The organism is Dellaglioa sp. CoH-55-MRSF-7 (assembly GCF_056782235.1).
The window spans coordinates 1-23,813 of the sequence record NZ_JBXAYI010000005.1; the positions used below are offsets into that span (position 1 = coordinate 1).

At 34.4% G+C, this 23,813-nt stretch carries 22 protein-coding genes, 1 tRNA gene, 1 rRNA gene and 1 pseudogene; 20 read left to right on the forward strand and 5 right to left on the reverse strand.

The features are described 5' to 3' along the window. Positions 1-76: ribosomal RNA gene (rrf, locus tag AC1RPU_RS05900) — 5S ribosomal RNA — on the forward strand; the annotation flags it as partial. Positions 77-146: 70 nt separating this feature from the next. On the opposite strand, the gene AC1RPU_RS05905 is transcribed toward rrf, so the two are convergent. Then, positions 147-219: transfer RNA gene (locus AC1RPU_RS05905), tRNA-Thr, on the reverse strand. A gap of 47 nt (positions 220-266) precedes the next feature. Beyond that, a complete protein-coding gene (gene helD / locus AC1RPU_RS05910; RefSeq protein WP_481761804.1) occupies positions 267-2,510 on the reverse strand; it encodes an RNA polymerase recycling motor HelD in 2,244 nt (747 codons plus the stop codon). A 341-nt stretch (positions 2,511-2,851) separates the two neighbouring features. On the opposite strand from helD, the gene trpS reads away from it, so the two are divergent. Both trpS and AC1RPU_RS05920 read left to right on the forward strand, forming a co-directional pair. Further along, complete coding sequence (gene trpS, locus AC1RPU_RS05915) at positions 2,852-3,868, forward strand: tryptophan--tRNA ligase (protein WP_481761803.1); 1,017 nt, start codon at positions 2,852-2,854, stop codon at positions 3,866-3,868. A 45-nt stretch (positions 3,869-3,913) separates the two neighbouring features. Next, a complete protein-coding gene (locus AC1RPU_RS05920; protein WP_481761802.1) occupies positions 3,914-4,831 on the forward strand; it encodes a Ppx/GppA phosphatase family protein in 918 nt (305 codons plus the stop codon). 25 nt (positions 4,832-4,856) lie between these two features. On the opposite strand, the gene AC1RPU_RS05925 is transcribed toward AC1RPU_RS05920, so the two are convergent. The 3 genes from AC1RPU_RS05925 to AC1RPU_RS05935 form a co-directional block, all read right to left on the reverse strand. Then, positions 4,857-5,609: an amino acid ABC transporter ATP-binding protein gene (locus AC1RPU_RS05925; protein WP_481761801.1), complete on the reverse strand. Its 753-nt coding sequence runs from the start codon at positions 5,607-5,609 to the stop codon at positions 4,857-4,859. Positions 5,610-5,621: 12 nt separating this feature from the next. Further along, positions 5,622-6,323, reverse strand: a complete 702-nt coding sequence (locus AC1RPU_RS05930) for an amino acid ABC transporter permease (RefSeq protein ID WP_481761800.1) — start codon at positions 6,321-6,323, stop codon at positions 5,622-5,624. 79 nt (positions 6,324-6,402) lie between these two features. Further along, complete coding sequence (locus AC1RPU_RS05935) at positions 6,403-7,188, reverse strand: transporter substrate-binding domain-containing protein (RefSeq protein ID WP_481761799.1); 786 nt, start codon at positions 7,186-7,188, stop codon at positions 6,403-6,405. Positions 7,189-7,302: 114 nt separating this feature from the next. Between AC1RPU_RS05935 and AC1RPU_RS05940 the strand changes: the two are divergent. From AC1RPU_RS05940 to glmU, 17 genes and pseudogenes are all read left to right on the forward strand, one after another. Then, positions 7,303-8,574, forward strand: a pseudogene (locus AC1RPU_RS05940) (hydroxymethylglutaryl-CoA reductase, degradative); the annotation flags it as partial. Further along, positions 8,575-9,549, forward strand: coding sequence for an IpaB/EvcA family protein (locus AC1RPU_RS05945; RefSeq protein WP_481761798.1), 975 nt, complete (start codon positions 8,575-8,577; stop codon positions 9,547-9,549). It begins immediately after the preceding pseudogene. Beyond that, complete coding sequence (locus AC1RPU_RS05950) at positions 9,549-10,028, forward strand: NUDIX domain-containing protein (RefSeq protein WP_481761797.1); 480 nt, start codon at positions 9,549-9,551, stop codon at positions 10,026-10,028. The genes AC1RPU_RS05945 and AC1RPU_RS05950 overlap by 1 nt, the downstream gene beginning before the upstream one ends. Positions 10,029-10,045: 17 nt before the next feature. Continuing rightward, positions 10,046-10,378: a hypothetical protein gene (locus AC1RPU_RS05955; RefSeq protein ID WP_409021927.1), complete on the forward strand. Its 333-nt coding sequence runs from the start codon at positions 10,046-10,048 to the stop codon at positions 10,376-10,378. Positions 10,379-10,526: 148 nt separating this feature from the next. Continuing rightward, complete coding sequence (gene metG / locus AC1RPU_RS05960) at positions 10,527-12,560, forward strand: methionine--tRNA ligase (RefSeq protein ID WP_481761796.1); 2,034 nt, start codon at positions 10,527-10,529, stop codon at positions 12,558-12,560. A 78-nt stretch (positions 12,561-12,638) separates the two neighbouring features. Then, complete coding sequence (locus AC1RPU_RS05965) at positions 12,639-13,409, forward strand: TatD family hydrolase (protein WP_481761795.1); 771 nt, start codon at positions 12,639-12,641, stop codon at positions 13,407-13,409. 1 nt (position 13,410) lies between these two features. Beyond that, positions 13,411-13,983, forward strand: a complete 573-nt coding sequence (rnmV, locus tag AC1RPU_RS05970) for a ribonuclease M5 (RefSeq protein WP_409021930.1) — start codon at positions 13,411-13,413, stop codon at positions 13,981-13,983. Next, the gene (gene rsmA / locus AC1RPU_RS05975) at positions 13,976-14,875 is read left to right on the forward strand and encodes a 16S rRNA (adenine(1518)-N(6)/adenine(1519)-N(6))-dimethyltransferase RsmA (RefSeq protein ID WP_409021931.1); all 900 of its coding nucleotides are present in this window, start codon (positions 13,976-13,978) and stop codon (positions 14,873-14,875) included. The genes rnmV and rsmA overlap by 8 nt, the downstream gene beginning before the upstream one ends. 92 nt (positions 14,876-14,967) lie before the next feature. Continuing rightward, positions 14,968-15,204, forward strand: coding sequence for a Veg family protein (locus AC1RPU_RS05980; RefSeq protein WP_409021932.1), 237 nt, complete (start codon positions 14,968-14,970; stop codon positions 15,202-15,204). 118 nt (positions 15,205-15,322) lie between these two features. Then, positions 15,323-16,177, forward strand: coding sequence for a 4-(cytidine 5'-diphospho)-2-C-methyl-D-erythritol kinase (gene ispE, locus AC1RPU_RS05985; RefSeq protein WP_481761794.1), 855 nt, complete (start codon positions 15,323-15,325; stop codon positions 16,175-16,177). A gap of 29 nt (positions 16,178-16,206) precedes the next feature. After that, complete coding sequence (locus tag AC1RPU_RS05990; RefSeq protein WP_481761793.1) at positions 16,207-16,797, forward strand: cysteine hydrolase family protein; 591 nt, start codon at positions 16,207-16,209, stop codon at positions 16,795-16,797. Positions 16,798-17,166: 369 nt separating this feature from the next. Next, entirely contained in the window at positions 17,167-18,390 is a 1,224-nt protein-coding gene (locus AC1RPU_RS05995) for a serine hydrolase (RefSeq protein WP_481761792.1), read from the forward strand. 331 nt (positions 18,391-18,721) lie between these two features. Next, on the forward strand, positions 18,722-19,684 hold the full coding sequence (locus tag AC1RPU_RS06000; protein ID WP_481761791.1) for a metal ABC transporter substrate-binding protein: 963 nt from the start codon (positions 18,722-18,724) through the stop codon (positions 19,682-19,684). Between the two features lie 9 nt (positions 19,685-19,693). After that, positions 19,694-20,386, forward strand: a complete 693-nt coding sequence (locus AC1RPU_RS06005; RefSeq protein WP_481761790.1) for a metal ABC transporter ATP-binding protein — start codon at positions 19,694-19,696, stop codon at positions 20,384-20,386. Further along, complete coding sequence (locus AC1RPU_RS06010) at positions 20,347-21,174, forward strand: metal ABC transporter permease (protein WP_481761789.1); 828 nt, start codon at positions 20,347-20,349, stop codon at positions 21,172-21,174. Before AC1RPU_RS06005 ends, AC1RPU_RS06010 begins: the two co-directional genes overlap by 40 nt. 185 nt (positions 21,175-21,359) lie before the next feature. After that, positions 21,360-22,190: a pur operon repressor gene (gene purR, locus AC1RPU_RS06015; RefSeq protein ID WP_409021938.1), complete on the forward strand. Its 831-nt coding sequence runs from the start codon at positions 21,360-21,362 to the stop codon at positions 22,188-22,190. Positions 22,191-22,391: 201 nt separating this feature from the next. Further along, positions 22,392-23,783: a bifunctional UDP-N-acetylglucosamine diphosphorylase/glucosamine-1-phosphate N-acetyltransferase GlmU gene (glmU, locus tag AC1RPU_RS06020; RefSeq protein WP_481761788.1), complete on the forward strand. Its 1,392-nt coding sequence runs from the start codon at positions 22,392-22,394 to the stop codon at positions 23,781-23,783. Positions 23,784-23,813 lie beyond the last annotated feature (30 nt).

Genomic DNA, 23,813 nt, shown 5'->3' on the forward strand with positions numbered 1-23,813 from the left:
CGAACACAGAAGTTAAGCTTCTTAGCGCCAAGAGTAGTTGGGGGTCGCCCCCTGCGAGGGTAGGACGTTGCCATGCTAATAATAAATAAAAAAAGGACATTAACATAATTGTTAATGTCCTTTTTTTATGCGATTGTAAAATAAAAAGCCGCTTACCGGATTTGAACCGGTGACCCCCACCTTACCATGGTGATACTCTACCTACTGAGCTAAAGCGGCATTACTATAAAAGTCTATAGTAATATTAAAAATAAATCAACCTAAATTTAAACAATCAAAACACTAGAATTATTTATGGAATTCGTAAGCAACGGAGATAGTGACTCAATGGAAAAGATAGTTAAGGTATGCATTGCTCGTGAACAAAGAGTATAAAGGGTACCAAGATCATTTTTTGAAATATAATTTTTTTTTGAAATATCAAAAGCAATAACAGAATCAAATTCCAAGCCTTTAGCTAAATAAATAGGTAATATTATTGTTTCTTCTGGAATTTTTCTGTCGCCATCTGTAACCATTGTTAATTTTACTAATGATCTGAGTTCACTATATAGTAATTTACATTCAGCCAAATTTTTAGTGATGATAGTTACTGGTTGGTTATTAGTATCACCATTTTTAATTAGGGCTATTAAAGATGCTAGTGCAGAAGCCCGGGTTTTACTAAAGTATATTTTAGGTAATTCGCCATGACGTGTGAATGATTCAATGCTATTTCCGTCTGGTAGCAATGATTTTGCAAAATTAGTAATTTCAAATGTTGATCGGTAACTTTTATTTAAAATAATTAAATTAGTTTTTTTAACTTGTAAAATATGATTTAAATTTTCTAAAAATTTAGCTGGTAAGATTAAATCATAGAATAAAGCTTGCTCACTATCTCCTAAAAGTGTTAATTTAGCGTTAGGAAAACAATTTTTTAAATATAAGAGTTGCAGCGGAGAGTAATCTTGAATTTCATCAATAAAAAGATGTTCGATATTTCTATTTTGACCATCACCCGTTAGTAAGTCTCGTAGCAATAGTAGTGGTGTGGCATCTAATAACGTGATTTTATGAAGCTCTAAGTTTGATTGGAATGATTTTTTTTCTTCTATTGAAATTGTAATTTCAAGGAATTTAGCATATTGCTCATAAATATCAATAAAATAATTATTGTAAATCGCATCATATACAATATTAAAGCGATCTTTTAATATAATGGTACCAATATATGATATTTCTTTATCAATACTATCAAATTCATCGCGTTCATAATCACTTAAATATGTTTCATATTGAGAATCAGATAACGAATCAATTTCTTCACGCATCCAATCAGATTCTGCCATTTCGGCAATTCTAGTTTTTAATCGTTTTGTTAGTGTATTTTTTGTTGCGGTAAATTTATCTGATGACAACATATTATGTGGTAGATGTGTAAATATATTAGCGATTTCTTCTTTTTTAAAGAACGGGATACCTTCATAAATGATATCTGTGAAGGCTAATTCAGATGAATCTACTGCATTTAAGTAATTTTCAATTGTTTTTTTTAAAAGTGCATTACCTCTTAAATCAGATGAAGCATGTTTATTGTTTGACTCATAATTTTCAAATAAGGTTTCAACCTTTAATCCTTGAAAACGATTAGAGAAGAATTCGGCTAACGTGACTTGTCTCATGTTCTTTTCGCCCAGGCTAGGTAGTACATCGGAAATATAGTGACTGAAAAGTAGATTTGGAGAAAATAATATAATTTGATCCGCATTTAGTGATGTTCTTGAGTGATAGAGTAGAAATGCAATACGTTGTAGAATAGCGGATGTTTTCCCACTTCCGGCAACCCCCTGGACAACTAATAAGTCACTTGTTGTATCTCGAATAATTGTGTTTTGTTCTTGTTGAATTGTAGAAACAATATTTTTCATCTGTGTGTCACTTTGTTCGCCTAAAACTTGTTGCAATAATTCATCGCCAATTGTTTCATTGGTATCAAACATCGATAGGATTTTACCTTCTTTAATTTGAAATTGACGTTTTTTGGATAATTCTGTCATTTGAGTTCCTTGTGGTGTCTTATAAGAAATATGACCCAATGCGCCGTTATAATAAATACTTGAAATAGGTGCACGCCAGTCATGTATTAGAAAATTTTGATGATCATCTACTAGAGAGGCTAGACCAATATAGAGTTGTTCCTGTTCTGGATCGCCATCGTCTTGGATGTCGATACGTCCAAAATAAGGTGAATCGCCTAATTGTTTTAAAGTATGAACCTGTTTTTCTAATATTTCTTCAGTTTGGATAGTCGTGGCGACCAATTGTTTCTGTTGTTGCACTTCGGCATTCGTTTCAATTCTATCATCAACTTCAAAAGTATTGATTTTGGCATTATCTACATAGTTTTTTTCAACTGATGAGGTTTCTTTATGTGCTTTTTCACATAGTTCGGCTGTTTTAATAGATTGGTGATTAATTTCAGTAATAATTGAATCAACTCTATTTTGTTCGATTTCTTCTTCTGACATCTTAATGCCCCCTTTGTACTATTGACCTAGTTTAAAGGTTTTTGAAATATTCGTCTAGTATTTAATATTATTTGATTTTTTCTGTTGAACACGCTACACTTACACTAATAGATAATTCATTGATTATTGCGAAGTAGGAACGCCAACTAGAACAGGGACATACTGATTTTGCTGGAAGGTATGGTGGCGGACTGAATTGGATATATGAGAATTTTGGGTAACCTCCTTATCGGTAAGTGGCAGAATTTTATTCTGCAATTTAGGTGGTACCACGAGACAGTCGTCCTATTGTTATTTACTAACAATAGGACTTTTTTTATAGATAGAAAGGGAGCGTAAATATGACAAAAAAAGTAGTCTTATCAGGGGATCGACCTACGGGGAAACTACATATCGGGCACTACATCGGTTCATTAAAGAATCGTGTTGAAATGCAAAATTCTGGTGATTATGAGATATTCATCATGATTGCTGATCAACAAGCTTTGACAGATAACGCACGTGATCCGGAAAAAATTAAAAATAGTTTAATTCAAGTAGCGTTAGATTATCTAGCGGTTGGTATTGATCCAAACAAATCAACTATTTTTGTTCAATCTCAAATTCCTGCATTAACGGAACTAACAAGTTATTACTTGAATTTGGTAACTGTTTCTCGCTTGGAACGTAATCCTACAGTTAAAGCTGAAATTCAACAAAAGAATTTTGAACGCAGTATTCCTGCCGGATTTTTTGTTTATCCGGTTAGCCAGGCTGCAGATATTACAGCATTTAAAGCAACAGTTGTACCTGTTGGCGATGATCAAGAACCAATGATTGAACAAACACGCGAAATCGTTAGAAGTTTTAATACAATTTATCAACAAGATATTCTTGTTGAACCAGAAGGTGTCTTCCCTCCAAAAGGGCAAGGACGTTTACCTGGATTAGATGGTAATGCAAAAATGAGTAAGTCACTAGGAAACGGGATTTTCCTTGCCGATGATGCGGAGACATTGAAGAAGAAAGTAATGTCAATGTATACAGATCCAGATCATATTCATGTTGAAGATCCAGGTAAAGTTGAGGGTAACATGGTATTTACTTATCTTGATATCTTTGATAAAGATACTGAAAAAGTTGCCGAACTTAAGGCCCAGTATCAAGCAGGTGGCTTAGGCGATGTTAAAATTAAACGTTATTTAAATGAAGTACTTGAAGCTGAGTTAGCTCCAATTCGTGAACGACGAGCTGAATTAGCTAAAGATCCTGAAGCCATTTATGCAATGTTAAAAGCGGGTAGTGATAAAGCTAATGCTGTTGCAAACCAAACATTGAACGAAGTTAGAGATGCGATTGGAATTAATTATTTTAACTAGTTCGGTTGTGAAACGTTTCTTTGATTTAGTATGAGGTGAGTAATAATGGAAAAGTTTGTTTTATTGGATTTGGGTTCAAATTCGGTTCGATTATCAATTAACGAACAACTTGATAATGGACAATTTAAAGAAATTAAGCGTTTAAAATCGGAAACACGATTATCTGAAGGGATGGGGAAATCCCGAGTGTTACAGGAACATGCGATGGCTAGGACAATTGAAGCCTTAGTTAGTTTTAAAAAACAATATGATATTTATGGACCGGTTGCTGTACATGGAATTGCCACTGCAGCTGTACGAATGGCTCGAAATCAAAAAGAATTTTTACGTCGAATTAAAGAGGCAGTTGGTGCTGATATTGAAGTTTTAAGTGGGGATGATGAAGCTTATTACGATTATATGGGTGTAATGGAAGCCTTACCAATTCATGATTGCTTGATTTTGGATACAGGTGGCGCAAGCAGTGAATTAATCCATGTGGTTAATCGAAAAGTGGTACATCTTGTGAGTTTGCCATTTGGTGCAGTGACTTTATCCGAAAAATATTTAAAAAATGAACAGATTACGAGTAAAGAATTATTTCAGTTAATGGAGTACTTGGTGACCGCTTTTCAAAAGTTGGAGTGGTTGAAGGAAGCAATGGAGTTGCCCCTCGTACTACTTGGCGGCTCAAATCGAATTATTGGACGTTTAAACCGCAAAAAACAGAAGCTAATTAATACGGAGGCAATTAATGGCTATCAATTGTCACGTAAGGCAGTTTCATTAACTTTTGAGGACTTGGTAGGCTTGACGACTAAAAAGCGTGCACAAGTCAGTGGTATAGCTTCTAACCGTGCGGATATTATTGTAGGTGGAATTGCACCAGTTGTTGTTCTGGGACAATATTTAAATTCTGTTGGTGTCATTTTTTCTGAAAGTGGTGTCCGAGAAGGTTATTTAACAACTAAATTAGGTAAATAAAAAGACATCAAAAATTGATGTCTTTTTATTTTGGTAAAATATCTTCGAATGTCATTGCTGATAAAAATTTTTGAATGCGTTCTGTAGGGTGATTGAAAAATTCGTCTGGTGAACCATTAAATAAGATATTGCCATCTTCTAGAAAAATGATATTATTGGCAACAGCTTTTGCAAAGGCCATATTATGAGTAACGATAACCATTGATTTTTTTTCTATATCCAACTTAAGTAGAACTCTTAAAACCTCTGCTTCTAATTCAGGATCTAGTGCAGAAGTTGGTTCATCAAATAATAAATATTTAGGATTCATTGCCATTGCTCTAGCAATAGCTACACGTTGTTGTTGACCACCAGATAACTGGCTTGGATAGTAATTAGCACGATCTGAAAGACCGACTAATTCTAAAAGTTCTTCAGCGCGTTGTGCAACAATTAATTTTTGTTCCTTTAAAACGTGAAGGGGTCCTTCCATAACATTTTTCAAAACAGTTAAATGAGGAAATAAGTTATAGTCTTGGAAAACCATACCTGTTTCACGACGAACTTCCAAAATTGTTTTTTCACTGATTGGTTGGGTAAAGTCGATCTTTTTATCATCTAATGAGTAGAGACCTTCTTCGGGTTGTTCTAATAAATTAAATGAGCGTAATAAGGTTGATTTACCGGAACCAGAAGGACCAACGATGACGGTTGTTTCGTTTTCTGGTAATTCAAATGACAACGATTTTAAGACTTTATGTTGGTCGAAGTATTTATTAACATTTTCAAATTTAATCAAAGTTAAGACCTCCTAGTTATTTTTAATGTAACGCGATGTTCTTTTTTCTAGATAATATTGACCAACGTTTAAAATTGAGCAAAAGACTAGATAAACGACCGCTACTTCACAGTATAAGGTCATAGGTTCATAAGTTCTTGCCGCAATTTGTTGACCAACGGAAAACATTTCGACAATCGTGATTGAGAAGGCTAATGACGTATCCTTTATTAAACCAATGAAACTATTTGATAAAGGTGGAAGTGAGACCCGTGCTGCTTGTGGTAAAATAACGCGAAATAACACGGTTGTGTGTGTCATACCAATGGCGTAACCAGCTTCCCACTGACCTTTTGAAATTGATAGAATAGCTGCACGAATTGTTTCCGATGCATAAGCACCAACGTTTAATGAAAAAACAATAACAGCGGCACTGAATGCGCCGAATTCAACTGTATAAGGTGCTGGTAATCTAGGTAGTCCATAAAATAGGATAAATAATTGCACAATCAAAGGCGTTCCTCTGAAAATCCAAACATAGAATGAAAAGAATGCTTTACCAATCCCTTTTAAAATTTGGGTGAAGGTACTGCCTTTTTTTATATCTGATATTCGAACTAGTGCGGTGATAATTGCGATGATGATCCCGATAACGAATGAAATTATCGTCAAAGGGATAGTGTAGCGAATTCCAGCTTCTAAAATGGTTGGGAGTGAATCAATAACAAGTTTCATAAACGCGGAACCTCTCTTAATCTATTATTAATAAAAAAAGACTGATGACAAAATGGATTTTGCACCAGTCCTTTTGGAATTATTTATTTGTGATGTCGCTACCAAAATATTTTTTTGATAGTTTTGATAATGAGCCATCAGCACGTAATTCTTTAAGTGCTTTGTTTAATTCTTTTTGTAATTTTGGGTTGTCCTGTTGGATTAAGCCAGCAACTTTTAATGCTGGAATTTCAGAACCTGTTGAAATTGTTTTAATGTTCGTATCAGGTTTTTCTTTTAAGTATGAATAGACAGCATCGTTACTGTTAATGGTACCATCAGCCCGACCATCTAGGATTAAACTGATTGTATTTGCAAAATCATCTGTTGAGACAACATCAGCACCAAGGCGTTCAGCATCGGCTCCATTTTCACTTGTAACCGTTTGTGCCATCTTTTTACCCTTAATATCTTTAATCGTTTTAATAGAAGAGTTATTATTTTTGACGACTAAAATTGATTTTGAATAAATATAAGGTGATGTAAAGTTGTATTTATCTTGACGTTCTTTTGTAACACCAACGTTGTTTAAAACAACGTCGTATTTGTTAGCATCTAATCCTGCAACTAATGAATCCCATTTTGATTCGATAAATTTAGGCGTTAAATCCATTTTTTTAGCTAATTGTTTACCAAGATCAACTTCGAAACCAGTTAATTTATTGTTACTATCGTGGTAACTATAAGGGCGGTAAGTACCTTCTAATCCGATTGTTAATGTACCCTTTGTTTGTGTTACATCGGATGCTGTATCTTTCGATTTACCGCAGGCGGTTAAAGCAAGAGCAATCAATAACACACTGGCAAGACTTAATATTTTTTTCATTTTAGTACGCCCCTTTTTTTAAAAGTAATATATTATCTATCTATAATAGCGTAAAATAAGCTAAGAAACCAATTATTTCTCTTACTAAAAGTAAAAACAACAAAAAGGACTAAGGTAATGACAAAATTTATAAAATTTTATCAAAAAAAATGGCATGATAGATTAATAACCTTATTAAATGACAATCTTATTTCAGATGATGAAAAATTAGAAATAGAAACGCATGCTCTTAATCATGAATTAGGGGATCAGATGACTGAAAATTATATAGCAGATTTTACCTTGCCAGAAGGTATTGCGTTTAATTATTTAGTTGATGGAAAAAAGATGACGGTCCCAATGGTAACTGAAGAACCTTCTGTAATTGCGGCAAATAATAATGGGGCAAAAATAATTGCATCTGCGGGTGGATTTACAACAAAAATTAAATCACGCTTAATGATAGGTCAAGTTATTTTAGAAAATATTGATGATGCGGATAACGTTATCAACCAAATTAATGAACAACAATTGAATTTAATTAAAATAGCGAATGCTGCTCGTCCTTCACTTGTAAAACGAGGCGGTGGCGCACGTTGGGTCAGAGTTCGAAAACTAGCAGCTGATCTAATTTCGGTAGATTTAGCAGTAGATGTTCAAGAAGCAATGGGCGCTAATAGTGTAAATACAATGATGGAGGCAGTTGGTGAAACGCTGCAAACACAGTTTAAACAAGACGTCCTTATGAGTATTCTATCCAACTACGCAACAGATTCATTAGTTGAATCAAGCTGCTCAATTCCTTTTACGTTGTTAGATTCTGCAGAAATTAGTGGTGAACACATAGCTAAGAAAATTGTCTCAGCAAGTCGAGTGGCTCAACTTGACCCATATCGTGCCGTCACACATAATAAAGGTATTATGAATGGGATTGATGCGGTTCTCATTGCTTCGGGAAACGATTGGCGTGCCGTTGAAGCAGGTGCTCATGCTTATGCTAGCCAAGATGGCCAGTATCGTGGCTTGACGAAATGGTCGATAGTCAGTGATAATTTAGTTGGCATAATTAAATTACCAATGCCCATAGGAGTTGTTGGGGGTTCGATTGATATTGTCCCAATGGTTCAAATTAATAAAAAAATGATGGGTATTCGATCAGCAAAAGAGCTTGCTAGTTTGGTTGCAAGTGTTGGGTTAGCTCAAAATTTAGCGGCACTTAAAGCACTTGTTTCTGAGGGTATTCAAAAGGGACATATGGGTCTTCAACTAAAATCACTGGCAGTTAAAGTTGGCGCTGTAGACGAAGAAGTGGCACAATTAACTGAGTTATTAAAAAATGAGAATCGACCAGATACAGAGGTTGCAACAAAAAAACTAAATGAATTAAGAAAAAAAGGGGATAATTAAATGGTTGAGATTACATTACACCAAAATACACAAAATTTAATTACTACAATTAAAGAACAATTTGATGGAGAAATTAAAATTCAATATGGTGGCGAAAAAGTTGGGTTTATTAAGCATCAACAAGTAGAATCTCGGTTAGAAGATGGAAATTTCATTATTAATGTGACTGATATTACAGCACCTGATTACTTGATTTCGCATGAACTATTCCATTTTTTCTTGCAACTTAATCAGGCACCTGAATTAATGTTAAAAATGACAACGGATGATTTTAATATCGACGATAAAATCAATGCGACGGCTGTTCAACTTTATGATACGGTTTTACATGGGACTATTTTTAGATTACAAGAAGAAAATGGGTTTATTGATGATAATATTAGAGAATTATTCTATCAAGGAATCTTGGCAACAGTGACTGCTGAACCTAAAGAAGGTAGCGGCCCAGATGAATGGGGAATGTACCGATTAATCACACTTTTAGATGCTTTGGTGTTCTTTCAAAATGAAGATATGGAACAAATTACTGAAAAATTCTTAGAATTTTACCCTATCGCAACAGATGCTGCACTTAAATTATTGGAAATCTTAACATCTAATGACTTACGTGCACCTTTTGAAGCTCGCCGAGCAACGGTTGCCTTATTTAAAGCCTTCGATGCACAACTTGAAGCGTGGAAATTACCAAAAATGTACTTAAATACGTTTGCAACGTTAACACCAGTTTTCAGTGAACGTCAATTAAAATTAGAAGTACGTCAATTGTTTGATATTATGCATTCTGAATTTAAAAGTAATGTTAATTTTGCGTCAGCTTATGTTGGTATTCAAAAGAATGATCAACAAAATGCATTTGTTATTACAGTACCTAGAAATGCGGATTCAAAAGAGGTTATTTTACGTACGTACGATATGACAGTGTTAGAATTAATGCAAACAATTAAGATGCGCTTTATAGTTAGAACTGCTGAATAATGATTGATTTAGCAAAATATAATCTAGCTGTTATCACAGCTGGAAACAACATTTTATTATTAAATCGTTTGAAAAAACCATATGTTGGTCTTTGGAATGGAATTGGTGGTAAACGTGAACCACAAGAATCTGAACTTGCAGGGATGCTTCGTGAATTATATGAGGAAACAGGAATCAAAATTACCGATTCTCAATGTAGACCAACGGGTTATCTTGAATGGTCAGTGGACGACGAATATCAAGCTACAATAGCGTTATTTCATATCTCTTTACAACAACCATTTGGAAAACAATATCCACAAAGAACACGAGAAGGTATTTTAGCAGACTTTCCAGTTGAATGGGCTTTGAATAAGCAAAACGTCGGACTAACACCTGATTTAGTTCCTGTGTTACCCTATATTTTAAAGGATGAATTTCATCGATATTTGACAAATTTTAATGGTTCACAATTAGTTGATTTTAAAATTAAATTATAGTGAAGGACTGTTGTAAAATGATTGAACACAGTGAAATTTTTACTCGATTAAATAATCTAAAGACTAGATTACAATGGCTAACTTATTTTCAGCGGTTTTTTGACTTCATTCTGTTTTACTTTGGTTTTTCTAGTTTTTTTGGTGGAAATCCAATAACGTTATTTGGAACAGTTTTCACAAAAGGTGAAGGGTTACTACTAACGTTGATGGTTGCGGCGATAACGTTTAGTATCACGGCACTGAAACAAGATCCAAGACGGGTTGGGCGGATTTTAATTACCATTTTAGATGGACAGCTATCTGAAAAAGAAATTATGATTATTCGTCAATTTCAAAAATATGCACGCTAATTTTAAAAGAGATAGTCTATGTTAAACTCACGGACTGTCTCTTTTTATTGCTTAAAATCGGCTGAAAACTATGATATACTGTTAAGGAGTTTATACAGAACGAATGTTAAAAAACACATGAAATACGATACGGAAAGGGTCTTAAAAAATGACAGAAAAACCCACATTTTATTTAACAACACCAATTTATTATCCATCTGGTAAATTACATATTGGAAATTCATACACAACAATTGCGTGTGACGTCTTAGCACGTTACAAACGCCAAAAAGGATATGATGTTTTCTTCTTAACGGGAACAGATGAACATGGTTTGAAAATCGAACAAAAAGCTGAAGAATTAGGGACAACACCACAAGCTTATGTCGACGGTATGGCTAGTGATATTAAAGAATTATGGAAAACCCTTGAAATTACAAATGATAAATTTATTCGAACAACAGATGATCAACATGAAAAAGCTGTGCAATATATCTTCGATAAATTACTTAAACAAGGCGATATTTATTTAGGAGAATACGAAGGCTGGTACTCTGTTTCTGATGAAGAATTCTTTACAGAATCACAGTTGGCTGAAGTTTTCCGTGATGATGACGGTAAAATGGTTGGTGGTAAAGCGCCAAGTGGTCACGAAGTTTCATTAGTTAAAGAAGAATCATATTTCTTTAAAATGAGTAAATATGCAGATCGTTTACTAAAATATTATGAAGATCATCCTGATTTTATTCAACCAGAATCACGTAAAAATGAAATGATAAATAATTTCATTAAACCTGGTTTGGAAGATCTTGCTGTATCTAGAACGACATTTAACTGGGGCGTAAAAGTTAAAAGTAACCCTAAACATGTTGTTTATGTTTGGATTGACGCTTTAGCAAATTATATTACAGCCTTGGGTTATGGTTCAGATGATACTGAACTATTTGATAAATATTGGCCTGCAGATGTTCAAATGGTTGGTAAAGAAATCGTGCGTTTCCATACGATTTACTGGCCAATTATTTTGATGGCGCTCGATTTACCTTTACCAAAACAAATTTTTGGTCATGGTTGGTTGTTAATGAAAGACGGTAAAATGTCTAAATCAAAAGGTAACGTTATCTATCCAGAAATGTTAGTAGAACGCTATGGATTGGATGCACTCCGTTACTACTTAATGCGCGCTGTACCATTTGGTAATGATGGTGTCTTCACACCAGAAGACTTTGTTTCACGTGTTAATTTTGATTTAGCTAATGATTTAGGGAACTTATTAAATAGAACTGTTGCGATGATTAACAAATACGATGGTGGTAAAATTCCAGCATTAAAGGGTAACGTAACTGAATTTGATGGAGACTTAGGTCAAACAGCTGAAGATACAATTACGGAATATACTGAATTAATGGATAAAATGGAATTCTCAGATGGATTAAATGCTATCTGGAAATTAGTTGCTAGAACAAATAAATATATTGATGAAACACAACCATGGGTTTTAGCTAAAGATGAAGCACGTAAAGCTGAACTTGATAGTGTTATGGTACATTTAGCAGCTAGTTTACGTGTGATTGCTGTCTTAATCCAACCTATTATGACGCATGCACCTAAAGAAATTTTTGAACAATTAGGTTTAGACACGGCAGATATGGCTATTGAAGAATTAAACTACTCTGATTTCCCAATGGACAGCGTCGTTGTTGAAAAAGGAACGCCTATTTTCCCACGCTTAGATGTTGAAGAAGAGATTGCCTATATTAAAGATCAAATGACAGTTTCAGATAAGAAGAAAGGGCGTAAAGCAATGGCAGTTAATGATACAGAGGATTCTTTAGATTGGAATCCAGAAAATGTGGCTCTAAACTTAACATTACCTCAAACGACATTTGATCAATTTGAGCCAAATGAATTAAAAGTTGCTGAAATTATTCAAGTTGAAAAAGTACAAAATGCTGATAAACTATTGAAATTTAGATTAGATGCTGGTGATCCTGATCATCGTCAAATCTTGTCTGGTGTAGCAGAGTTTTATCCTGAAACAGATGTCTTATTAGGAAAAAAAGTTGTGATTGTTGCGAACTTAAAACCGCGTAAGATGAAAGGCGAAATTAGCCAAGGAATGATTCTATCTGTAGAATACGATGGTAAATTGAAATTAATTACCGTTGATGAAGATATTAAAAATGGCGCAATTGTAGGCTAAATAAAGTAAGGACTGGAAACAAAACTTGGTTTTGCTCTAGTCCTTCTTCATTTTACTGCTAGAAAGGAGAGGTATCCCTTGGAAATATTTGACACACATACACATATTAATTCTGATGAATTTACAACGGAAATTCCTGAAGTTATTGAGCGTGCAAAAGCATTTGACGTGACTAAAATGGCAATTGTTGGATTTGATCAACCAAGCATTTTGAAATCACTAGAACTATCAAAAAGCTATCCTAATTTATATTCTATAATTGGTTGGCATCCAGAAGAGGCAAAAACCTACACACCGGAGACTGAAGAAGTTTTGATAGAACAATTACAGTCGCCAAAAGTTGTCGCAATGGGTGAAATGGGCCTAGATTACCATTGGGATACGTCTCCAATTGAAACGCAGAAAAAAGTTTTCAAACGTCAGGTTGAGATTGCGAAGGCGTTAAAATTACCAATTTCTATTCATAATCGAGATGCCTTTGAGGATGTTTATACAATCCTGAAAGAAGCTGATATTCGTGATATTGGTGGCATTATGCATAGCTTTAATGGTGATGCAAAATGGGCAGAGAAATTCTTAGACTTAGGGATGCATTTATCCTATAGTGGTATTGTGACTTATAATAGTGCTAAAGAAGTTCATGAAGCCGTTAAAGTGACACCAAGCAACCGAATTTTAATTGAAACAGATGCACCATATTTAACGCCAGAACCTTATAGAGGTCAGCGCAATGAACCAGGATACACAAGATACGTCTTGGAAGCTGTCGCAAAAATTCGAGAGAGTTCAAGTATTGATATGGCAGCGGCAACATTTAAAAATGCCGAAAACTTATTTAGGATAGGGTAATATGCAGAAAATTAGAGAAGTAATCGTAGTTGAAGGTCGCGATGACACAAAACGTATCCATTTAGCTGTTAATGCAGATACGATTGAAACACGTGGCTCAGCTATTAGTGACGAAACGTTAGATCAAATTGAACTGTTGCAAGAAACTCGAGGCGTAATTGTATTTACGGACCCTGATTTTTCTGGTGAAAAAATTCGTAAAACTATTTCAGCACGCGTTCCAAATGTACAGCATGCTTTTCTGAAAAAAAGTGAAGCTGTCCCAGATCATAAAGGGAGTTTAGGCGTTGAACATGCTTCAGTTGAAGCGATTCGTGAAGCGCTAGATCATTTGTATACAGAAATGCCTGATGGCGAAACATTGATCAGCTTAGAGGATTTACAAACGGCAGGATTGATTGCCGGACCGGATGCCAAAGCTAAGCGTGAAAAATTAGGTGAGTATCTCAAAATTGGTTACACAAATGGAAAACAATTATACAATCGATTGAAACTATTTCAAATTTCACCAGAAGAGTTCGTCGACGCATTGCAAGAAATTAACGAGACAATAACGGAGGAAAAACATGGCTAACAATGATGTGCCAGACATTGCTTCACCTATTAGAACTAAAGCAATTATGGAAACTTATGGTTTAACTTTTAAAAAGAGTTTAGGCCAAAATTTTTTAACAGATAAAAACGTACTAATGAATATTGTGGACGCCGGAGATATTACGGCTGAAGATGACGTTATCGAAATCGGACCTGGTATTGGGTCATTGACTGAACAATTAGCAAGACGTGCACATCATGTTTTAGCAATTGAAATTGACCAAAATTTGATTCCTGTACTTGGCGAAACACTAAGTCCATATGATAATGTTGATATCGTGGAACAAGATATTTTAAAAGCTAATTTACCAGCGTTAGTAGAAGAACATTTTGATGGACAGCATCCATTAAAATTAGTCGCTAATTTACCTTATTACATTACAACGCCCATTATCATGCATTTACTAGAAACGGCGGTTAAATTAGATAAAATCGTTGTTATGATGCAAAAAGAAGTGGCAGAACGAATTGCAGCTGATCCAGGTAGTCGTACATATGGATCACTAACGGTAGCCGTTCAATATGAAATGGATGCTGAAGTCGCATTCGTTGTTCCAAGAACCGTCTTTATTCCACAACCTAATGTTGATTCAGCTATTATTGTTTTGAATCAAAAAGAAGGCGACGTTGAACGCCCAATTAGTGAAAAGGTCTTCTTTAAATTAGTTAAAGGAAGTTTCCAACATCGACGTAAAAGTTTATGGAATAATTTACAATCAATTTATGGTAAAACACCAGAAATTCGTGAAGCGTTACAAGCAGCATTGGATGCATCAGAAATTTCTGCTCAAATTCGTGCTGAAAAACTAAGTATTCATGAATTTATTGTTTTATCTAACAATCTTATCAAAGTAGAAGAGAAATTTAATTAACTTCTTATTGAACTACTGATGTTCGATGTGGTATAATTGCAAATCTTGTGAAACTATGGTATGATGTTTCACATAAGAAGGTGAAGCCCATCATGCCAGAAACTTTAGCCAGCATCAAAGGTACGCTAGATGCCCAAGTCGGAAAAAATTTAACGGTAGTTGCTCAAGCCGGTAGAAAGAAAACTACAGAACGTAAAGGGATTTTACGCGAAACATTCCCAGCTATTTTTGTAGTCGATTTAAACCAAGATGAGAATTCATTCGAGCGCGTTTCATATAGCTACACAGACGTATTAACAAAAAATATTGAAATTGATTTTGAAGATTAAAAATAAGTATAAAAGCCTAGGTAGGGATGTTTTTAGAACATCTTAACTTAGGCTTTTATTTTTAGAAATAATTAGTATAATTAGAGTTAATTAAGGACTTATAGGATTAGGTGAGAACATGGAGATTCGTGAAAAAGCCCCAGCTAAAATCAACTTGAGTTTAGACACCCCATTTAACCATCAAGATGGTGAACAAGAATGGCGAATGGTGATGACATCAGTTGATTTAGCAGACTACTTACATATCAAATCGCTAGACGATCGAACGGACATTACAGTGGAAACTGATAGTGGTTTTTTACCGTGTGATCACCGAAATTTAGCCTATAAAGCAGCAAAAATTTTACAGGATAAATTTCAGATTAAAAAAGGTGCCCAAATACATATCAAGAAGCAAATCCCAGTTGCTGCTGGGCTAGGTGGCGGTTCATCAGATGCAGCAGCCGTTTTACGTGCTTTGAATCAATTATGGAAACTCAATTTATCTTTAGCAGAGTTGGCAAAAATTGGTTTAAAAATTGATTCTGATGTGCCTTACTGCGTTTATAGTAGAACGGCTCATGTAACGGGTCGTGGTGAGAAGATTGCTATTTTAAAAGACTTACCCCCTGTTTGGTTAGTGGTTGCAAAACCTAAGATTAGTGTTTCAACACCAACTATTATTAGACAAATTGATTATACGCGACTCACTCATCCAAATGTAAACGCCGTTGTGAATGCAATTGAGGACGACGATATGGATGCCATAATTGATAATCTAGGTAATGCGCTTGAACCGATTACAGCTGAACGTCATCCCGAAATTACACGTTTAAAAGAAAAAATGATAAAATTTGGGGCAGATGCAGCAGAAATGAGTGGATCAGGCCCAACTGTATTTGCGATATGTCGTAAAAAAAGTCGAGCACAGCACGTCTACAATAGTTTAAAAGGTTTCTGTGAAGAGGTCTACCTAGTGAGACCGTTAAGTTGATTTTATTGCGATAATTAGCATAATTTGTTATGTTGAAGGCATTAAATACAACTGAAAATGAGGGACAACTTGTGGAAGCCTTAATTGAAATTGACTATACAAATGATTTTGTAGCGACAGATGGACACTTAACGGCGGGAAAACCTGCTCAAGAGATTGAAGCTCGAGTGATAGAATTAATGAATGAGTTTGAACAAAAAGGTGATTATGTTGTTTTAGCAACTGATATTCATTATGAAAATGACCCATTTCATCCAGAAACTAATTTATTTCCACCACATAATATTGCAGGTACAAACGGTCGTAAATTCTATGGTGAGTTGGAGCCTTGGTATCAGGCGCATAAAGATAAATCAAATGTTTATATGATGGATAAAACGAGATATAGTGCTTTTGCGGGAACGGATTTAGATTTAAGATTACGAGCTCGGTCAATTGAAACAGTGCATTTAATTGGTGTTTGCACAGATATTTGTGTTTTGCATACCGCAATTGACGCATATAATTTGGGCTATAAGATTGTCATTCATGAAAAGGCGACAGCTAGTTTTAATCAAGCTGGACATGTATGGGCACTGTCACATTTTAAGGATTCTCTGGGTGCAGAAATTAAAGATTAGTGGATTTAGTACAGCTATTGTTGGAAGAGAGTGTTGTCACTTTGTGATAGCACTTTTTTTTATTAAAAAATTGGAGATAATGACTAATTAAGCGACTAGTTAAGAACGCATCCTTCTATTTACATACTACCTAATATAGGTTAACTTTATAACTAAGACATGATTTAATGTAGCGTGTTAGATTAATCTAATTTGCAAGAAAATGGGGGATTGTCTTTGGGAGAATAAAAGCCATATTTGGGGAAAGGTATGGAGGAAACATAAGTGTTGATAGTTAGTTTATGAGTAACAGATATTGAGTACATATATAGAAAAAATAGGGATGTAATGAAGGATAAGTTAAAGTCCTAAAAATTACGAGGTGAAGATATGAAAATTTGTTCGAAATGTGGGTCTCAGAATGAAAATGATGCATTATACTGTGATAATTGTGGGCAACCGTTAGAAAATAAAAATGTTGCTCCTATGAAAACATGTCCGCAATGCAACATAGCAAATAAGGTTGAGGATCAATTTTGCAATAATTGTGGCTTTAAATTTAATCCGAAAGCGCAAGATACTAATAAAGTAGCAGCGCCAATAGTAAACAATGAAATAACAGAAAAACGAGCTAAAAATAACAACCCGATGAAAATAGTTTTAGGAATTATTTTACTTGTTATTATAGCGGGTGGCGGTTATCTTATAGCTGGAAAGTTAACGCACAAAGATAGTGTACCGACGAAGGAAACAACTACTGCAGTATCTAGCTCAAAAGAAAAGAAAACATCGGAAAAAACGCAATCTTCAGAAAATAGTTTAGTACTAAATAAAGTTAAAATTAAGAATGATATTGCAACATATATGGATGACGTTGATGGAAAAAATTCGGTCTACGTTTCGTTAACAGATGGTAGTGCACCGGTAGTTGAAAATAATCATGCGCAAGGATCAGCCAGCATGATTAAATTATTTATTTTAATTACAGCTTATTCTATGGAAAAAGAAGGGACCATCAACCTAAAGGATAGCTATGTTTTATCAGAATCGGATAAGGTCGGTGGAACGGGAGAAATCCAGAATATGAGCGCAGGTACTAGATTGTCATATAAAGAATTATTAGAAAAAATGATTGATGACAGTGATAATACTGCTGCAAATATTGTGATTGATAAACTTGGTGGATTTGCTTCAATTAATACAGAAATTAAAAAATTAGGCGCAATTAATACAACAATTAAAAGAAAAATGATGGATACAGATGCCCTTAATTCAGGAATCGATAATAAAACGTCAGTAACAGATATGGGTAAAATTCTTAAAAAAATGTATAATCATAAATTAGTGTCTAACCAATCGGATCAGGCAATGCTAGATTTACTAAAAGAAAATAAAAATCTAACTAAATTACCATCGTCCTTACCAACTGGTGTTACAGTCTATAATAAGACAGGCGAATACAACGAATATGGTATTCAAAATGATGCTGCCATTATAGAAAAAGATAAAAAGGCATTTATAGTTGTGGCGATGTCAGAATCGGGAACTGAAGATAAGCAGATTCCGGGAATGAATAGGCTAGGATTAGAATTATATCAAGATATTCTAGAGTAAAATAAGAGTTACCAGATAAAATAATGAGACGCAACATCGTAACTAATGGTTAGTTATGATGTTGCGTCTTTTTGCGCGCAAGATATTAATAGTAAATTATATTTAATTCTAATGATATAGTTCACTTTTAAATTGGAAACGGTTCACTTGCTGACAGGTCGACTTTAAATACAGTTATTATAACAAGATGAACTTATACGAATGACAGCTTAACACCGTAGTGACACTTAAAAAAGTTGACGTAGCTGTACCTAAAATGATATTCTAATATTTGTCGGTAATGGTATTGATTACTATTTAGATTACGATTTGAAAAAATGAGGGAGAAACCATGCAAAAAAAATTAATTTTAGTAAGCATAGTACTCACGATGTTAGTTGTTGTATTGACCGGGTGTGGGCAAGGGGCAACTAAGAAAGAGTCTAATAAATTACAGGTTATCACGACATTTTACCCAGTGTATGAATTTACTAAGGCAGTTGCAGGCGATAACGCAGATATAACAATGTTGATGCCTGCCGGGACAGAACCGCATGATTACGAACCTAGTGCAAAGGATATTAGTAAAATTGCGAGGTCAGATATCTTTATCTATAGTAGTAATAATATGGAAACGTGGGTTAAAAGTTTGAAATCAAGTATTGATGAAAAACAAACGCAGATTTTAAATTCTAGTCATTCAATTAAAATGATTGATGAGAACGAAGAATTGAAAAGTGAAGAGGCTGAATTAGCTAATAAAGAAGAGGAAAGTTCATTTTCATCGACTAATAATTATGACCCTCATATTTGGTTAAATCCTGAAAACGCAAAAAAAATGGTTAAAAACATTTCAAATGAATTAATTCAGCAAGATCCTAAAAATGAAAAGTATTATGTAAAACGAACAAATGCTTATTTGAAAAAATTAACGGAATTAAATCAAGAATATAAAACGACATTTAAAAATGCTAAGAATAAAACATTTGTTACGCAACATGCTGCATTTGCTTACTTGGCAAAACAATATGGACTAACGCAAGTTGCGGTTGCGGGTATTTCTTCGGATGAAGAACCTAGTCCAAGACGTTTGGCAGAGCTACAAACGTATATTAAAAAGTATCATGTAGATACCATTTTTACTGAATCTAATGATTCTAGTAAAATTGCGAATATGCTAGCTAAAGAAACAAATATTAAGGTTAAAGGATTGAATCCAATTGAAGGACTATCAAAAGTTCAAATCGAAAATGGAGAAACATACCTTTCAGTTATGCAAGATAATTTAAAATCGTTAAAAACGGTTGTTAAATAAGGAGAATAGATGAAATATATTGAAGTCAAAGATCTTACCTTTTATTACGATGAAGAACCTGTTTTACAAGATATTAATTTCCACATTGATTCGGGTGAATTTGTCATTTTAACTGGTGAAAATGGTGCTGCAAAATCAACTTTAATTAGAAATGTACTTGGCCTATTACATCCGGCTAAAGGAACTGCTGAAATTTCTAAAACTAATTTAGATAATAAAAAATTACGTGTCGGATATATCCCACAAGAGATTTCATCATTTAATGCGGGGTTTCCGTCAACAGTATATGAACTAGTAGCATCAGGCCGTTACCAACAAAATCGTTGGTTAAGACGTCTGAATAAAAATGATCATGAACATATAAAAAAAGCACTTGAAACAGTTAATATGTGGAACTTTAAGAATCATAAAATTGGTGAATTATCTGGTGGTCAAAAACAACGTGTTTGTTTAGCCCGTATTTTTGCAGCAGATCCTGATTTATTTATTTTAGATGAACCAACAACAGGGATGGATGAACAATCGCGTCACGATTTCTACGAATTATTACAACATGAAGCCCATACGCATCATAAAGGTATCTTGATGATAACGCATGATCATGAAGATGTTTCAGAATATATTGATCGTCACATTAAATTAGTTAGAAAGGAGGACTCACAATGGAGATGTTTCTCGATGGATTCATGCAACGAGCTTTAATTGCTTCACTTTTAATGGCAGTAATTACGCCGTTATTGGGATTATTCTTAGTTTTAAGAAGGCAATCGCTTTTGGCAGATACATTGTCACACGTTTCGTTAGCAGGGGTCGCGTTAGGATTGTTTGTTAATATTAATCCAACAATTACCACACTGATTGTGGTTTTAATTGCCTCAGTTTTAATTGAATTTTTAAGCAATTTATACCGTACGTATTCAGAAGTTTCAATTGCCATTATGATGTCTGCCGGACTATCAATTGCCTTAGTTTTAATGAGTTTAAATCAAGGTGCCAGTTCAATGAGTGTACAGCAATATTTATTTGGTTCAATTGTGACGATTAGTTCAGCGCAGGTTATCATTTTAGCAATTTTAACTGTATTAATTGTCGTTCTCTTCCTACTATTCAAAAAGCCAATGTATGTTTTAACTTTTGACGAAGAGACGGCTTTTGCTGAAGGGTTACCGGTTAGATTGATGTCAATTAGTTTTAACGCAGTTACAGGTGTGACGATTGCTATAATGATGCCAATTGCCGGGGCACTACTCGTTTCTGCAATTATGATTTTACCTGCAGCAATTGCAATGCGATTGGGTCGTAGCTTTAATCTGGTTATTATAATTGGTGTGATAGTTGGTGTAATAGGGATGGTTGGCGGATTAATGTCATCTTACCAATTTAATACACCGCCTGGCGCAACGATTACGCTATTATTCATTACGATTTTCATTATATGCAGTATTATTAAAGTTATATCCGTTAGACTTCAAATTAATAAACAAAAATAAAACCGAATATTAACAATCAACAAGCTACTTTTAAAAATAGCTTGTTTTTTTATTAGAAAATCATTAAAAACCGAACGTTAATAATTATATTTTGGCATTTTACTGTTATTATTCGGTAAAACGGGTTATAATGAAAATCACACTTTGAATACTAGATATGTTTAAAAGAAAGGCCTGATATATATATGAAAACAAGAAGAAGCGATCGATTAATTGATATGACTCGTTATTTGCTAGAAAGACCACATACGTTGGTTTCTTTGACGTATTTCTCAAAACGCTATGAATCAGCTAAATCATCAATCAGTGAAGATCTTGCGATTGTAAAACGTACAGTTAGAGAGCGAGGCACGGGAACGCTAGAAACAATTCCTGGCGCAGCTGGCGGTGCACGTTTTATTCCATCTATTGATGAAGCAGAAGCACGTGAATTTATTGAATCAATGACTGAGGAGTTATCAGAAAAAGATCGGTTATTACCTGGTGGCTATGTCTATCTATCTGATTTACTTGGCCGTCCTGACGTTTTACGTCAAGTAGGACGCTTGATTGCAACAGAGTACTTAGACCAAAAAATTGATGCCGTTATGACAGTTGCAACTAAAGGTGTACCCATCGCACAAAGTGTCTCAACATTTTTGAATGTGCCATTTGTTATTGTGCGTCGCGATTCAAAAATTACCGAGGGTTCAACCGTTAGTGTTAACTATGTATCTGGCTCGAGTGAACGTATTGAAAAAATGGAATTATCAAAGCGTAGTTTAAAACGTGGTGCTAACGTATTAATCGTAGATGATTTCATGAAGGGTGGCGGCACAGTTAACGGAATGAAGAGTTTAATCGAAGAGTTTGAAGCAAACTTAGTCGGTATTTCCGTTTTCGCTGAGGGCGCCTTTAGTGGTGACCGAATTGTTGATGATTATAGTTCATTGTTAAAAGTTGATGAAATTAATCATACAGACAAAACCATTCATGTTAGTGAAGGAAATTATTTAACAAAAACATTTAAAAAATAAAAAGTTAATAGATAATTTATATGAAAACTTAATGTTAAATTTAACATTAAGTTTTTTTTAGAAAATTCCAATAATAATTTAAAATCAAGTGTTTTTTAATTTCGAATAAAGTAAGCATATTTATTCGAAATCTTGCAACGCATACGGGTTTAAGCTATTATTAAGGTAGAATATTAGAATATAATTGGAGGAGACTATCTAATGACAGTTGCTAAATATGCCATTATTCTTGCTGCCGGTAAAGGTACAAGAATGAAATCTAAACTATATAAAGTGTTACATCCGATTGCTGGGCGTCCAATGGTTGACCACGTTTTATCGGAAATTGAAGCAAATAATATGGATGAAGTTGTTACTATTGTGGGACATGGTGCTGAGCAGGTTGAAGAAACGTTAGGCAATCGCTCAGAATATGTTCTTCAAGCAGAACAATTGGGAACTGGTCATGCTGTCCTTCAAGCAGAAAAAATCTTAAAAGATAAAGAGGGTATGACCATTATTGCTAATGGTGATACACCGTTACTTACTGCCAAAACATTTGGTGAATTATTTGAATATCATAAAGAAAAAGGTGCTGCTGCAACTGTTCTAACAGCACAAGCAGAAGATCCAACGGGTTACGGTCGAATTATTCGTAATGATATTGGGATTGTTGAAAAAATTGTTGAACAAAAAGATGCCACAATTCAAGAAGCTAATGTTCAAGAAATTAACACAGGTGTGTACTGTTTTGATAATAAAACTTTATTTGAAGCTTTACATGAAGTAACAAATGATAATGCACAAGGTGAATATTACTTAACTGACGTTATGGAAATTCTTAAAAAACAAGGTAAGATAGTCGCAGCTTACCGCATGAAAGATTTCTCTGAATCAATGGGTGTAAATGATCGTGTGGCTTTATCTGCTGCAACTAAAGTTATGCAACGCCGGATTAACGAAAAACATATGCGCAATGGTGTGACTTTAGTTGATCCTGAGACGACTTACATCGAATATAATGTTAAAATTGGTTCAGATACAATTGTAGAACCAGGCGTTTACTTAAAAGGTAATACAGTCATTGGTGAAGATTGTGTCATTGGTGCTCATTCTGAAATTATTGATAGTATTATTCATGATAAGGTAACTGTTACGTCATCATATCTTGAAGATTCTGAAATGGAAACAATGAGTAACATTGGACCATACAGTCACTTACGTCCTCAAGCACATATTGGTGAAGCTGCTCATATCGGTAATTTTGTAGAAATTAAAAATGCAACTATCGGTAAGAGTACTAAAGTTGGTCATTTGACTTATGTCGGGGATGCCACTTTAGGTAAAGATATTAATGTCGGCTGCGGCGTCGTTTTTGTTAATTATGATGGCGTTAATAAACACCATACCAACATTGGTGATCATTCATTTATTGGTAGTGGATCTAATGTAGTTGCACCACTAGAAGTTGGTGATCATGTATTTATCGCTGCCGGATCAACAATTACAGATAATATTGATTCACACGATATGGGTATTGCTCGTGGTCGTCAAGTGAATAAAAAAGGTTATTTTGACAAATTACCAGTAGCTCATGCACCAGAAATTGATTAGTAAGCGAATTCTTATCGGATTTTAACTTGC